The sequence below is a fragment of the Streptomyces sp. NPDC050145 genome, from assembly GCF_044460245.1.
In the GTDB taxonomy this organism is placed as follows: domain Bacteria; phylum Actinomycetota; class Actinomycetes; order Streptomycetales; family Streptomycetaceae; genus Streptomyces.
Map to the genome: position 1 here is coordinate 19,444 of NZ_JBITJS010000028.1, position 13,354 is coordinate 32,797.

Annotated in this window: 12 protein-coding genes and 1 tRNA gene; 5 read left to right on the plus strand and 8 right to left on the minus strand. The window is 72.1% G+C overall.

All coding sequences use genetic code 11. The features are described from left to right. Positions 1–392 precede the first annotated feature (392 nt). The 6 genes from thrB to ACIBTU_RS36970 all read right to left on the minus strand — a co-directional run bounded on the left by thrB (position 393) and on the right by ACIBTU_RS36970 (position 7,105). Positions 393–1,319: a homoserine kinase gene (thrB, locus tag ACIBTU_RS36945; protein ID WP_399131112.1), complete on the minus strand. Its 927-nt coding sequence runs from the start codon at positions 1,317–1,319 to the stop codon at positions 393–395. Positions 1,320–1,606: 287 nt separating this feature from the next. After that, a complete protein-coding gene (gene thrC, locus ACIBTU_RS36950) occupies positions 1,607–2,665 on the minus strand; it encodes a threonine synthase (RefSeq protein ID WP_399131168.1) in 1,059 nt (352 codons plus the stop codon). Positions 2,666–2,679: 14 nt separating this feature from the next. Next, the gene (locus ACIBTU_RS36955) at positions 2,680–3,972 is read right to left on the minus strand and encodes a homoserine dehydrogenase (protein WP_399131113.1); all 1,293 of its coding nucleotides are present in this window, start codon (positions 3,970–3,972) and stop codon (positions 2,680–2,682) included. Positions 3,973–4,075: 103 nt separating this feature from the next. Further along, positions 4,076–5,467, minus strand: coding sequence for a diaminopimelate decarboxylase (lysA, locus tag ACIBTU_RS36960; protein WP_399131114.1), 1,392 nt, complete (start codon positions 5,465–5,467; stop codon positions 4,076–4,078). A gap of 25 nt (positions 5,468–5,492) precedes the next feature. Next, entirely contained in the window at positions 5,493–6,500 is a 1,008-nt protein-coding gene (gene nrtL, locus ACIBTU_RS36965; RefSeq protein WP_399131115.1) for an ArgS-related anticodon-binding protein NrtL, read from the minus strand. A 119-nt stretch (positions 6,501–6,619) separates the two neighbouring features. Beyond that, positions 6,620–7,105, minus strand: coding sequence for a response regulator (locus tag ACIBTU_RS36970; RefSeq protein WP_399131169.1), 486 nt, complete (start codon positions 7,103–7,105; stop codon positions 6,620–6,622). Between the two features lie 114 nt (positions 7,106–7,219). On the opposite strand from ACIBTU_RS36970, the gene ACIBTU_RS36975 reads away from it, so the two are divergent. Both ACIBTU_RS36975 and ACIBTU_RS36980 read left to right on the plus strand, forming a co-directional pair. Continuing rightward, positions 7,220–7,291, plus strand: a tRNA-Arg gene (locus ACIBTU_RS36975). A gap of 309 nt (positions 7,292–7,600) precedes the next feature. Further along, complete coding sequence (locus ACIBTU_RS36980) at positions 7,601–8,761, plus strand: acyltransferase family protein (protein ID WP_399131116.1); 1,161 nt, start codon at positions 7,601–7,603, stop codon at positions 8,759–8,761. A 21-nt stretch (positions 8,762–8,782) separates the two neighbouring features. Here the strand turns inward: ACIBTU_RS36980 and ACIBTU_RS36985 are convergent, their stop codons facing one another. Continuing rightward, positions 8,783–9,841, minus strand: coding sequence for a Ku protein (locus tag ACIBTU_RS36985; RefSeq protein WP_399131117.1), 1,059 nt, complete (start codon positions 9,839–9,841; stop codon positions 8,783–8,785). A gap of 81 nt (positions 9,842–9,922) precedes the next feature. Here ACIBTU_RS36985 and ligD point away from each other — a divergent pair, with 81 nt between their 5' ends. Together ligD and ACIBTU_RS36995 are read left to right on the plus strand one after the other, a co-directional pair. After that, positions 9,923–10,804 carry a non-homologous end-joining DNA ligase gene (gene ligD, locus ACIBTU_RS36990; protein WP_399131118.1) on the plus strand — a complete coding sequence of 294 codons (882 nt, stop codon included), beginning with the start codon at positions 9,923–9,925 and terminating at the stop codon, positions 10,802–10,804. Continuing rightward, positions 10,801–11,691, plus strand: a complete 891-nt coding sequence (locus ACIBTU_RS36995) for an ATP-dependent DNA ligase (protein WP_399131119.1) — start codon at positions 10,801–10,803, stop codon at positions 11,689–11,691. The genes ligD and ACIBTU_RS36995 overlap by 4 nt, the downstream gene beginning before the upstream one ends. Before the next feature lie 314 nt (positions 11,692–12,005). Here the strand turns inward: ACIBTU_RS36995 and ACIBTU_RS37000 are convergent, their stop codons facing one another. Continuing rightward, the gene (locus ACIBTU_RS37000) at positions 12,006–12,815 is read right to left on the minus strand and encodes a nuclease-related domain-containing protein (protein ID WP_399131120.1); all 810 of its coding nucleotides are present in this window, start codon (positions 12,813–12,815) and stop codon (positions 12,006–12,008) included. Positions 12,816–13,017: 202 nt separating this feature from the next. Between ACIBTU_RS37000 and ACIBTU_RS37005 the strand changes: the two genes are divergently transcribed. Next, on the plus strand, positions 13,018–13,257 hold the full coding sequence (locus ACIBTU_RS37005; RefSeq protein ID WP_399131121.1) for a hypothetical protein: 240 nt from the start codon (positions 13,018–13,020) through the stop codon (positions 13,255–13,257). The last annotated feature ends 97 nt before the right edge of the window (positions 13,258–13,354 follow it).

Below are 13,354 nucleotides of genomic sequence, written 5' to 3' on the forward strand. Positions count from 1 at the left end.
CCTGGAGCGGACGTCGGCCTGTCTGGCTCGGCGACCGGTTGTGCTGTCCGGCGATGGTCCTGCCTGTACGGACCGTGCCGGGGCGGTTGTCCGCCTAAATGGCGGAAGAATTCATTGGTGACAGCGATTCCGGATTCCGCGGGTGCACTGAATTTCTGTGTCACGCGGCTCGGTCACGCCGGTTCCGGAGCATGCTCTACAGCCGTCAGTGCCACGTCCCGACGTACGAGGACACTGCACGGAACTGCTGGAAAGGCTCCCGGAAGAATGGTCGTCCCTGACAGGGACACACAGCACCTCGCCATGGTGGGGTCGGGTGCAGACTTGAGGTTAACACTACCGGATCCAACAAATATTCCCCCTCTCTCCATCCGGCAACCAGAAGCGTCCGTTCAGTCGGGATTCGAGCCGAGCGGCAGTACGCACGCCCCGTCCGAGTCCAGGGCCAGCCGATTCGCGGCCCAGCCGTCGCCGGCGAGACGGGCGACCTTGTCGGCCGTCGCGTCCTCCACCAGGGCGATGACCGTGGGTCCGGCCCCGGAGATCATCGCGGGCACGCCGTCCGCGCGCAGCCGCTCGACGAGCGCGGCGCTCTCCGGCATCGCGGGGGCCCGGTACTCCTGGTGCAGCCGGTCCTCGGTGGCGGGCAGCAGCAGTTCGGGGCGTCGGGTGAGGGCCTCGACGAGCAGGGCCGCACGGCCCGCGTTGGCGGCGGCGTCCACGTGCGGGACGGTGCGCGGGAGGAGACCGCGGGCGGTCTCGGTGAGCACGGGCTTGCCGGGCACGAAGACCACCGGGACGACGGTCGGCGCGGCGTCGAGCCGCACGGCCCGGCCGGTGCCGGCCTCGGTCCAGGCGATGGTGAATCCGCCGAGCAGGCAGGGCGCCACGTTGTCGGGGTGGCCCTCGATCTCGGAGGCGAGGGCGAGCAGCGCGGCGTCGTCGAGCCGCGTGTCACCGCCTATGGTCACGGCGCGGGCGGCGACCACCGCGGCGACGATGGCCGCGGAGGAGGAGCCGAGGCCGCGGCCGTGCGGGATGCGGTTGGCGCAGACGATCTCGAGGCCGCGCGGCTGCCCGCCGAGGGCGTCGAAGGCGGTGCGCAGAGCCCGTACGAGCAGGTGCGACTCGTCGCGCGGCAGGGTCTCGGAGCCCTCACCCGCGATGTCGATGTTCAGCCCGGAGTCGGCGACCCTGACGACCACGTCGTCGTAGAGCCCCAGCGCGAGGCCGAGGGAGTCGAATCCCGGGCCGAGGTTGGCGCTGGTGGCGGGGACGCGCACCCTGACGGCGGCGGCGCGGAACGCGGGACCGGCCATCGTTAGATGACTCTCCTTGAGCTGCGGGACGTTCGGGAACTACCCGAGACTTCCGATGTCTGGTGAGGGAGTACGTCACAACCCGGGCCGCGTACGAGGGAACGGCGGCAGCACCACGGCAGGTGCGGTGGGCGGGTTCTGTACAGCCTATCGAAGGAAGGATCTGTGGCGACATAGGGCGCACAGGAGGCGCACGATGCGTGTCGTAAGCCCCCTGTGCACCCCCTGTGCCGATACGCCCAGTTGACGCGAAGTCAGCTGGGCGTAAGGACGTAGGACCTGAGCGGTCAGGCGAGGCCGAGGCGCTCGGCGGCCGTGGCGGCGTCGACCGGGACGGTGACCGGCTGCGGGGCGCCGGCGACGGCCCAGTCCGGGTCCTTCAGGCCGTTGCCCGTGACGGTGCAGACGATCTTCTGGCCGGGGTCGACCTTGCCCTGCTCGGCCGCCTTCAGCAGGCCGGCGACGGACGCGGCGGACGCGGGCTCGACGAAGACACCCTCCTGGGACGCCAACAGCTTGTAGGCGCGCAGGATCTCACGGTCCGTCACCTCGTCGATGAGGCCGCCGGACTCGTCGCGGGCGGCCAGCGCGTAGTCCCACGAGGCCGGGTTGCCGATACGGATCGCGGTCGCGATCGTCGACGGGTCCTTGACGACCTCGCCGCGCACGATCGGCGCGGAGCCGGAGGCCTGGAAGCCCCACATGCGCGGGGTGCGCGTGGACACCGCGTCGGCGGCGTACTCCTTGTAGCCCTTCCAGTACGCCGTGATGTTGCCCGCGTTGCCGACCGGCAGGACGTGGATGTCGGGCGCGTCGCCGAGGGCGTCGACGATCTCGAACGAGGCGGTCTTCTGGCCCTCGATGCGGTACGGGTTGACCGAGTTGACCAGCGCCACCGGGTAGTTCTCGGACAGCGCGCGGGCCAGGTTCAGGCAGTCGTCGAAGTTTCCGTCGACCTGGAGGATCTTCGAGCCGTAGACCAGCGCCTGGCCCATCTTGCCGAGCGCGATCTTGCCCTGCGGGACGAGCACGGCGCAGACCATGCCGGCGCGCACGGCGTAGGCGGCGGCGGACGCCGACGTGTTGCCGGTGGAGGCGCAGATGACGGCCTTCGCGCCCTCCTCCTTGGCCTTGGTGATGGCCATGGTCATGCCGCGGTCCTTGAAGGAGCCGGTCGGGTTGGCGCCCTCGACCTTCAGGTGGACCTCACAGCCCGTGCGCTCGGAGAGCACCTGGGCCGGGACGAGCGGCGTGGCGCCCTCGCGCAGTGTCACGACCGGCGTGGTGTCGGTCACCGGGAGCCGGTCCCGGTACTCCTCGATGATGCCGCGCCACTGGTGGGTCATTCCGGTCATCCCTGCTACTCCCCTTCAACACGCATGATGCTGGCGACACCGCGCACGGTGTCGAGCTGACGCAGCGCGTCCACGGTCCCGGTGAGGGCCGCGTCCGCCGCGCGATGGGTGACGACGACGAGGGAGGCCTCGCCGTCCTTCCCCGACTGGCGCACGGTGTCGATGGAGACACCGTGCTCGGCGAAGACCGTCGCCACCTGCGCGAGAACGCCGGGCTTGTCGGCCACGTCGAGGCTGATGTGGTACCGCGTGACCACGTCTCCCATGGGCGAGACGGGCAGCTGCGTGTACGCGGAGTCGCCGGGGCCCGTCGCACCGCCGAGGCGGTTGCGGCAGACGGCGACGAGGTCGCCGAGCACGGCCGAGGCGGTCGGCGCGCCACCGGCGCCGGGGCCGTAGAACATGAGCTGCCCCGCGGCGTCGGACTCGACGAACACGGCGTTGTAGGCGCCGCGCACGGAGGCCAGGGGGTGGTCGAGCGGGATCATCGCGGGGTGCACGCGGGCCGTGACGGACTCGCCGTCGGCGGCGCGCTCGCAGATGGCGAGCAGCTTGATGGTGCAGCCCATCTCCTTCGCCGACTTGAAGTCGGCGGCAGTGACCTCGGTCATGCCCTCGCGGTACACGTCGTCGAGGCGGACGCGGGTGTGGAAGGCGATCCCGGCGAGGATGGCGGCCTTGGCGGCGGCGTCGAAGCCCTCGACGTCGGCGGTCGGGTCGGCCTCCGCGTAACCGAGCGCGGTGGCCTCGTCCAGGGCCTCCTGGTAGCCGGCGCCCGTGGTGTCCATCTTGTCGAGGATGAAGTTCGTGGTGCCGTTGACGATGCCGAGCACGCGGTTGACCTTGTCACCCGCGAGGGACTCGCGCAGCGGGCGGATCAGCGGGATCGCGCCGGCCACGGCCGCTTCGTAGTACAGGTCGCGGCCGTGCTCGACGGCGGCGGCGTGCAGGGCCGCGCCGTCCTGGGCGAGCAGCGCCTTGTTGGCCGAGACGACGGAGGCGCCGTGCTCGAAGGCGGTGGTGATGAGGGTGCGGGCGGGCTCGATCCCTCCGATGACCTCGATGACCACGTCGATGTCGCCGCGTTTGACGAGCGCGGTGGCGTCGGTGGTGACGAGGGCCGGGTCGATGCCCTCACGGACCTTGGAGGGACGCCGCACGGCGACACCCGCGAGCTCGACCGGGGCGCCGATCCGGGCTGTGAGGTCGTCGGCGTGCGTCGTCATGATGCGCGCCACCTCTGAGCCGACTACCCCACAGCCCAGCAGCGCCACCTTCAGCGGACGCGTACGCATCATCCGACCTCGTTTCCCTCTACTTCTCTGTACCTACGGTGGGTCCAGTCTCACGCACCGGACCGGGGTTTCTGTCCCCGGTCCGGATGATGAGACAGGTATTTCATTATCCGACGTCGAGGCGCAGGAGATCTTCCTCCGTCTCGCGGCGGACGATCACCCGCGCCTCGCCGTCCCGGACGGCGACGACGGGCGGGCGGAGCGCGTGGTTGTAGTTGCTTGCCATGGAGCGGCAGTACGCGCCGGTGGCCGGTACGGCGATCAGGTCGCCCGGAGCGACGTCCGCGGGCAGGAACGCGTCCTTCACCACGATGTCACCGCTCTCGCAGTGCTTGCCGACGACCCGGACCAGGGCGGGCTCGGCGTCGGAGCGGCGCGAGACGAGTGCGACCGTGTACTCGGCGTCGTACAGCGCGGTGCGGATGTTGTCGGACATGCCGCCGTCCACGGACACGTACGTGCGCAGGCCCTCCAGCGGCTTGACCGTGCCGACCGTGTAGAGCGTGAAGGCGGTCGGGCCGACGATGGCGCGGCCCGGCTCGACGCTGATGCGGGGCGTACGCAGCGCGGCCGCCTCGCACTCGCGCGTCACGATCTCGTTCAGCGCCTTGGCGATCTCGTGCGGCTCGCGCGGGTCGTCGTCGCTGGTGTACGCGATGCCGAGGCCGCCGCCGAGGTCGATCTCGGGGAGCTCGACGCCGTGCTCGTCGCGGATCTCGGCGAGCAGTCCGACGACGCGGCGGGCGGCGACCTCGAAGCCGGCCATGTCGAAGATCTGCGAGCCGATGTGGCTGTGGATGCCGATGAGCTCGATGCCGTCGAGCTTGAGGGCGCGGCGCACGGCCTCGGCGGCCTGGCCGTCGGCCAGCGCGATGCCGAACTTCTGGTCCTCGTGCGCGGTGGCGATGAACTCGTGGGTGTGGGCCTCGACGCCCACGGTCACGCGGATCTGCACGCGCTGCACCTTGCCGAGGCTCTCGGCGATGTGGGCGACGCGCACGATCTCCTGGAAGGAGTCGAGGACGATGCGTCCGACGCCGGCCTCGACGGCGCGGGTGATCTCCGCCTCCGACTTGTTGTTGCCGTGGAAGGCGATGCGGTCGGCGGGCATCCCGGCGGACAGCGCGGTGGCGAGCTCGCCGCCGGAGCAGACGTCCAGGTTGAGCCCCTCCTCGTGCAGCCAGCGCACGACGGCGCGGGACAGGAAGGCCTTGCCGGCGTAGAAGACGTCGGCGTCGGGGCCGAACGCGTCGCGCCAGGCGGCGCACCGGGCGCGGAAGTCGGCCTCGTCGAGGAAGTACGCCGGGGTGCCGAACTCCTCGGCGAGCCGGGCCACTTCGACCCCGCCGACGCTGACGCCGCCGTCCTCGGCGCGGCGGACGGTGCGCGCCCAGACCTTGGCGTCCAGCGCGTTCAGGTCGGCGGGCGGAGCGGTGTAGTGACCCTCGGGCAGGACGTCGGCGTGGCGGGGGCCTGCGGGGTGTGCGGAACGGCTCATGGCTGCGGTGCGCTCACTTCTGTTCTTAGAGATGTGCGGGGGCGTCGATGCCGAGCAGGGTCAGGCCGCCGGCCAGCACCGTCCCGGCGGCTTCGGCGAGCGCGAGCCGGGCACGGTGGGCGGCCGAGGGTTTCTCCCCGCCGATCGGCAGCGTGGCGGGGTGCAGGTCGGTCAGGAACGCGTCGGCGACGGAGACGAGGTGCCGGGCCAGCCGGTCGGGGGCGCGGTGCCGGGCGGCGGCGAGCAGGACGCGGGGGTGGTCGGCGAGCAGGCCGAGCAGCGGCTCCTGGTCCGGTACGTCGCCGGGCTCGGCGGTGAAGCCCAGGTCCGCGGCGTTCCGCCCGAGGGCGGCGGTGCGGGCGTGGGCGTAGCGGACGCGGAAGAGGGGGTTGGACTCGCGCTGGGCCAGGTGGGCGGCGCGGTCCTCCGGGGTGGTGGTGCGGGCATGGTCGTGGGCGGCGGGGTGCAGCAGGGCCCAGCGGCCGGCATCGGTCCCGAGGCCGTGCGGGTCGGCGGGCACGGGGCGCAGGGTGACCTCGTCGGCGCGGGCCGCGTGCTCGACGGTCACCTCGGCGCCCTGGGTGCGGGCGATGCGGGCGACGGCGTCGGCGACGGTCTCGGCGCGGGGCTCGCGCGGGATCCGCAGGACGATCCGCTCCCCGCGCAGCGCGTCGGAGTGCCCGTACGAGGAGCCGCGGCGCAGCACGTCCGCGACGAGCGGGGAGCCGCCCGGCCGGAGCACGACGTTGAGGAACCCGGGGCCGGAGATGTCCACGGCCTCGATCCCCGGGCTGTCCGCGAGCCGCGCGGACAGGATCTCGGCGACCTGGCGCGGGGGCCGGCCGGCGGCGGGGGCGAGCTGCAGTGCGACGTTCGTGGCGTAGTCCCCGTGCCCGCCGGGCCGTGGCCGCTCGACCACGACGCGGGCCCGCCCGGAGTCCACGCTCTCGACCGCGCCCATGCCGAGCTCACCGTCCTCGACCGCGCGGCGCACGGCGCGCAGGACGGTGTCAGTGAGCTCGATGGGGGTCACGGGGTCAAGCGTAGGCGAGGAGGGGGGTGGGTAGGCGACTCGGTTTAGCGGATGGTCCGCGATGCGGACGCTTCCCCGGACATCCGCCCGGTCCCCTTCCCTTTACTCTCTCCCCTTCTCTACCGCCCGGCTCGTTCGGTCTCCTCTGAGCCGCTGACGGGACGCGTCCGGCGCGGCGCGCGACCGCGCTCGGCCAACCGCCGGACAACACGCACCAGTTCGGCCGGCTCGAAGGGCTTGGACAGGAAGGCGTCGACGCCGACCTCGAGCCCGCTCTCGACCTCGTACTGCGTACAGGCGCTGACCAGGACGATGGGGAGGGCACTGGTCCGGGTGTCCGCGCGCAGCCGGGAGGCGGTGCGCATGCCGTCGAGGCGGGGCATCACCACGTCGAGCGTGATGACATCGGGCCGCACCTGCTGCACGACCTCCAGGCATTCGGCACCGTCGGCCGCGGTCACGACCTCGAAGCCCTCCAGCTCGAGATTGACCCTGATCAGCTGCCGGATCACCTTGTTGTCATCGACGACAAGGACCCGGCCGGACGCGCCTGGCACCACTCGAGAGTAGGTCGGCCCCACCCGCGGCGTCCGGGTTTTCCCCACTTCCACCCCCTACAGGCGAGCTCGACGGCACGCTCACGCACCGAAATACCTGTTCATGAGGAGCCGGTGGGAGCTGGTAGGGTTCTACCCGTCGCCCCGCACCGCGAGGCGCACGCCCCCGTAGCTCAGGGGATAGAGCAACGGCCTCCGGAGCCGTGTGCGCAGGTTCGAATCCTGCCGGGGGCACCTTGAATTGGGTGCCTGACGAAGACCTCGTTCACAGCGGAAACGCTGCGGACGGGGTCTTTTTTCATGTGCCGGAGCAGTGGGCCCGGCGGACCGCCCGGGCCGAACTCGGCGGGCAGGGCGGCCCCTTAGGCACAGCTGCCCGGCACAGTGAGGCGTGCCACGCGGAGGGGCTTCGGGTTTACGGCGGGGACTCGGGGTGACTACGGTGCCTTGGATGTCTCGCAGCCATTTGAACCTCGCAAACCCTGGAAGATGCGCGATCGGGCGCTCAGGTTCCATCGATCGGGGTTTCATACGGGAGGGATCGTGAGCGAGCCGGTCGGGGTCGCGGCGGCCAGGAGCCCGCTGCCCGCCCAGAACGTCACGGCGGCACCCTCGTCTCCCACCAGGCCCACGGGACCCACGGGGTCCGCGAAGGCTGCCGGCGGCCGGGCGGCCAAGCCCGGCAAGGCGCGGGACGCGTTCTTCGACAACGCCAAGTACCTGGCGATCGTGCTGGTCGCCATGGGGCACGCCTGGGAGCCGCTGCGCGGGGACAGCCGGGCCGCGGCCGCGCTGTACATCATGGTGTACACGTTCCACATGCCCGCGTTCATCGTGATCTCCGGGTACTTCTCGCGGTCGTTCGACGCGAGTCCGGGGCGGCTGAAGCGGCTCGTCACCGGGGTGGTCGTGCCGTACGTCGTCTTCGAAGTGGTGTACACGTTCTTCAAGCGGACGGCCGGGGACGACCCGGAGCACGCGATCAGTCTGCTCGACCCCTGGTACCTGACCTGGTTCCTGGGCGCGCTCTTCGTGTGGCGGCTCACGACGCCGCTGTGGAAGGTCATCCGCTGGCCACTGCCGGTGGCGCTCGCCATCGCCGCGCTCGCCTCCGTCTCCCCCGACATCGGTGACGATCTCGATCTGCAGCGGGTGCTGCAGTTCCTGCCGTTCTTCGTGCTCGGACTGTGCCTGAAGAAGGAGCACTTCGGTCTGGTGCGGCGCAGGGAGGCACGGATCGCGGCGGTGCCGGTGTTCGCGGCGGCGCTGCTGTTCGCGTACTGGGCCGCTCCGCGGATGAACGCGGCCTGGTTCTACCGGCGGGACAGTGCGCAGGAGCTGGCGGCGCCCGGGTGGAGCGGGGCCGTGATGACGCTGGCGATGTTCGGCTGCTCGGTCGTTCTGGTGGCCTGCTTCTTCGCGTGGGTGCCGGGGCGGAAGCTGTGGTTCACGGCGCTGGGCGCGGGGACGCTGTACGGGTATCTGCTGCACGGGTTCCTCGCGAAGGGGTCCCGCTGGGGCGACTGGTACGACGTGGCGTGGGTGCACACGCCGTGGGGCGAGATCGTCGTGACGGTGTTCGCGATGGCCGTCATCACCGTGCTGTGCACGACGCCGGTGCAGCGCACGTTCCGGTTCGTGATGGAGCCCAAGATGGAGTGGGCGTTCCGGAGAGAGCCGGTGGGCGCCGCGCGGCGGAAGTGAGCGGCGCCGTCCCGCCCCGCGTCAGGCGGAGGCGCGTTTGCGCGGGGCGGTCTTCTTCGCCGTCGTCTTCTTCGTCGTAGCCGTGCTCGTCGACTTCTTCGCGGAGGCGGCCTGTTTCTTCGGGGTGCTCGCCGTCTTCTTCGCCGTGGACTTCTTCGCCGCGGTCGACTTCTTCGCGGGCTCGCTCTTCTTCGCCGTCGTGGTCTTCTTCGCGGGGGCCCGCTTCTCGGGCGTGCGTGAGCGGCTCGCGAGGTGGGTCACCTCGGCCACGTCCTCGCCCTCGTCGCCGGAGGCGCCGCGTGCCTCCTTCGCCGCGCGGACACTGCTCTCCAGGGCCGCCATCAGGTCGATGACCTTGCCGCCGCCCTCGGCCGCGGGGGCGGACGGGGTCTCCTCGGTGCCGCCGCCGGAGGCCTTCGCCGCGATCATCTCCTCGACCGCGTCGCGGTAGTCGTCGTGGAGGGAGTCGAGGTCGACCTCGCCGAGGGTGTCCATCAGGGCGTCCGCCAGGTCGAGTTCGGCGTCGCGGACCGTGACCTGGGTGTCCGGGGCCACGTCCTCGGGGGCCCGGATCTCGTCCGGCCAGAGCAGTCCGTGCATGGCGATGACGTCGTCGACGACGCGCAGCATGCCGAGGCGCTCACGGCCGCGCAGGGCGAACTTGGCGATGGCGACCTTCTGGCTGCGCTTCAGTGCCTCGCGGAGCAGGGTGTACGGCTTGGCGGCGGGGACGCCGTTGGCCGAGAGGTAGTACGCCGTGTCCATCTGGAGCGGGTCGATCCGGTCGGCCGGCACGAAGGCGACGATCTCGATCGTGCGGGCCGTGGGGATCGGCAGCTGGGAGAGGTCGTCCTCGGTGATCGGGATGATCGACCCGTCGGCCTCCTCGTACCCCTTGCCGATCTCGGCGCCCGGGACCTCCTTCTCCTCCAGCTCGCACACCTTGCGATAGCGAATGCGGCCGCCGTCCTCCAGATGGATCTGGCGGAAGCTGATGGAGTGGTTCTCGGTGGCGTTGACCAGCTTGATGGGGATGCTGACCAGGCCGAACGAGATGGCGCCGTTCCAGATGGAGCGCACGGTGTACCTCCCGGTTCGCGCCGCCGTTTGCGAGGTTTGCCGGACAGTTGCTGATGGGGCGGATTGTCAGAGTATTACGGTATGGCGCCCATCACAGAAGTGGAGGGGCGGCGGCTGACGCTCAGCAATCTGGACAAGGTCATCTATCCCGCGTCCGGGTTCACCAAGGGCGAGCTGCTGCACTACTACGCGACCACGGCAGGCCCGCTGCTCGCGCACCTGTACAACCGGCCGGTGTCCTTCCTGCGCTATCCGGACGGGCCGGACGGGCAGCGCTTCTTCGCGAAGAACGTGCCGCCGGGCACACCCACCTGGGTGAAGACCGCGCAGGTGCCGCACTCCCAGGGGCCCGCGCGGCAGATCCTCGTCCAGGATCTCGCCTCGCTGATGTGGGCGGCGAACCTGGTCACGGAGTTCCACACGCCGCAGTGGCAGGCGGACGCGCCGGGGCGGGCGGACCGGCTGGTGTTCGACCTCGATCCGGGGGCGCCGGCGGATGTCGTGCAGTGCTGCGAGGTCGCGGTGTGGCTGCGGGAGCGGCTGGCGGCGGACGGGCTGCACGCGTACGCGAAGACCTCCGGCTCGAAGGGGCTGCATCTGCTGACGCCGCTGGAGCCGACGCCGTCCGAGCGGGTCAGCGCCTACGCGAAGGCGCTCGCGCAGGAGGCGGAGGCAGAGCTTCCGGCACTCGTCGTGCACCGGATGGCGCGCAAACTGCGGCCCGGGAAGGTGTTCGTCGACCACAGCCAGAACTCGGCCGCGAAGACGACCGCCACCCCCTACACGCTGCGGGCCCGGCCCGAGCCGACCGTGTCCGCGCCCGTCACCTGGGCGGAGGTCGAGTCCTGCACGGACGCGCGGGAGCTGGTCTTCCTGGCCGACGCCATCGCGCCCCGGCTCGAACGGTACGGGGATCTGCTCGGCCCCCTCATCAACCTCAACCGCGCGGGGCGGATCCCGTGACCGCGCGGGTCGAGGTCGCGCTCGCGCGATCCGTGGACGCGCTGCCGGGCGGGACGGACTGGGCGTTCGAGCCGAAGTTCGACGGGCACCGGATGGTGGTGATCCGGGAGGCGGAGGACGTGGTCCTCCAGGCCCGCTCGGGGCGGCTGGTGGCGCGGGCGTTCCCGGATCTCGTCGCGGCGGCGCTCGCGCTGCCCGCCGGGACCGTGCTCGACGGGGAGGTCGTCGTCTGGCACGACGGGCGCACCGACTTCGCGGCGGTGCAGCGGCGGGCGGCGGCCGCGTCGGGGGCGCGGGCCCGGGTGCTGGCGCGGGAGCTCCCGGCGTCGTACGCGGCGTTCGATCTGCTGGCGGACGGCGGCGGTGACCTGCGGCGACGGCCGTACGCAGAGCGGCGGGCGCGGCTGGTCGAGGTGCTGGGGCCGCTCGGGCCTCCGTTGCAGGCGGTGCCGTCGACGACCGACCGGGAGACGGCCCTGACCTGGTACGAGACGCTGCCCGAGCGCGGGATCGAGGGGCTGGTCGCCAAGCGGGTCGGCGATCCGTACCCGGGTGGGCGGCGGGGGTGGCTGAAGCTGCGGCACAGCGATACGCGGGACGCGGTCGTGGTCGGGTACACGGGGTCCTTGAGCGGGCCGCGCGCGCTGGTCGTCGTGCTGCCCGGGGACGGGACGCCGGTGCTGACGACTCCGTTGTCCGTGGGGCTTCGGGGGGAGGCGGGGCGGGTGTTGCCCCGGGCGGCCGGTGGGGAGGCCGTCGTCACCGCGGTGGGGGTGGGTGAGGTGGCGTACCGGGTGCTGCCGGAGGAAGGGCGTCCGGTGCTGGAGGTTCGGCAGCGGTCCACTCGGCACGGGGCGTTTTCCGCGGATGCGGTGCGGTTTCGGTGAGCGGGGCGCGGATTCGGTGGGGGGCGGTGCGGTGCGTCGCCGGGTGCGGCCCCGGTGGGGGCTGGTCGCGCAGTTCCCCGCGCCCCTGAGGCATGCGCTGCGCGCAGCCTCTCCCTGGAAGGCAGCGGCTTCGCCGCGCCTTCCCTCGCCCGAGACGGGCCCGCACCTTTCTCGGGGAAATGCGACCCGAAGGGTCTGCATTTCAGGGGCGCGGGGCTGTATCGATATGCGGCTCCGCCGCGTGGGCGCGACCAGCCCCCACCGCGGCCGCAGTCGCGGGACGGACCGGCGGACAGGGGACGGGGCGGGGCGGGTCAGAGGCGGAGCCAGGTGTGGCGGTCTCGGGCTATCGCGTGGAGGGCCTCGACGTCCGCCGGCTTCAGGAGGCCCCCGGCGCGGGACAGCGCCGAGAGGTCCGTGTCGGTCAGGAGGCGGACGTCGCGGGGCGGGGCCGGGACCTCCACGGCCGCGGGGTCGACCAGGACCAGCGCCGGGCGGACCTCGGCCGTCAGGGCGAACGTGGCGCGGGACGCGTCCGACCGGACCCGGCGCAGCAGCGGACGCGGCTCACCGCGGCCGGCCCCGACCAGCGGGTCGTCGATCCGTACCCGGCGCCTGCGGGCCGGCAGGACGTGGACGGCGAACAGGCCGCCGGGCCCGATCAGCAGGTGATGGATGCGGGCGGCGCCGGGCAGCGGCACCGAGTGCAGGACCCGCCAGCCCGCGCCGTCGAACCCGTCGAGCAGCTCCCCCACCCGCTGCTGCGCGGCCAGCGCGTGCCGGCGCGGGTCCGTGCGGAGCAGCCCGTGCGCCGGCGGATCGCGGTCGAGGTCGACGAGGAGCGCCTCGCCGGGCCGGTTCGGCGCGAGGTCGTCGTCGGGGTGGAGGCCGAGCCGGGCCAGCTCGGCGGGGGTCGGCACGGGCGGCGGGCCGACCGTGACCTGGCCCGTGACGAACGGGCCGAGCGCGGCGAGCACCGCCTCGCGGACCGTCTCGTCGGACCCCAGCAGCGTGACCCGGGCCGCGTCCCTGTCGTACCAGGCGACGTCGCGCCCGTCCTCCCCGATGACATGGAGCCGCTCCTGGCCGTGCCGCCAGGTCGGTACGACGCGCATTCCGCTCATACCCATACCCATCACCCCCTGACCATGGGAGCAGCAAGGCTGCCGCACTGCAAGAAGGCGACCGCGCGCCTTCATCGCATCGGGCGGAGAGCGCGGGCTCACTGTTACACGGCCGCCGAGCTGTCGTGACGGTCGGCTTCTACGGTTTGGGTGTTCGCTCAATTTGCAAGGAAATGACCCGCCGGACCTACGGAGTTCCCTCATGCGTCCCGCCCTGTTGCGCCGCGCCGCCCTCACCGTCGTCACCGGCGGCGTGCTGCTCGCGCCCGCAGGCGTGGCCGTCGCGCAGACGCCGGCGACGGCGCACGAGGAGCCGTCCGCCACCGAGCAGCCCGTGGAGGGGCCCAACCCGTACTTCGTGCTCGCGGGCGGTGCCATGACGGCGGCCGGGGCCGGCGGGCTCGTGTACGCCTCGGTGCGGCGCGGACGCAGTGACCAGTGACCGCCGCCGGTCCCCGAGGTGCGGAGCCTGCTCCGGGTGAATAGAAAGGACTTCCGCCCCCATAGGATCCGAAGCGGTCCGAAGGACGGGCCGGCCA

Bases quoted from the DNA above. Each gene is read 5' to 3' on its own strand.
- ACIBTU_RS37005 (WP_399131121.1), top strand. From the start codon at position 13,018: ATGCGTCCCGCCCTGTTGCGCCGCGCCGCCCTCACCGTCGTCACCGGC.
- ACIBTU_RS36955 (WP_399131113.1), bottom strand. From the start codon at position 3,972: ATGATGCGTACGCGTCCGCTGAAGGTGGCGCTGCTGGGCTGTGGGGTA.
- lysA (WP_399131114.1), bottom strand. From the start codon at position 5,467: ATGAGCCGTTCCGCACACCCCGCAGGCCCCCGCCACGCCGACGTCCTG.
- thrC (WP_399131168.1), bottom strand. From the start codon at position 2,665: ATGACCCACCAGTGGCGCGGCATCATCGAGGAGTACCGGGACCGGCTC.
- ACIBTU_RS37000 (WP_399131120.1), bottom strand. From the start codon at position 12,815: ATGAGCGGAATGCGCGTCGTACCGACCTGGCGGCACGGCCAGGAGCGG.
- ligD (WP_399131118.1), top strand. From the start codon at position 9,923: ATGGCGCCCATCACAGAAGTGGAGGGGCGGCGGCTGACGCTCAGCAAT.
- thrB (WP_399131112.1), bottom strand. From the start codon at position 1,319: ATGGCCGGTCCCGCGTTCCGCGCCGCCGCCGTCAGGGTGCGCGTCCCC.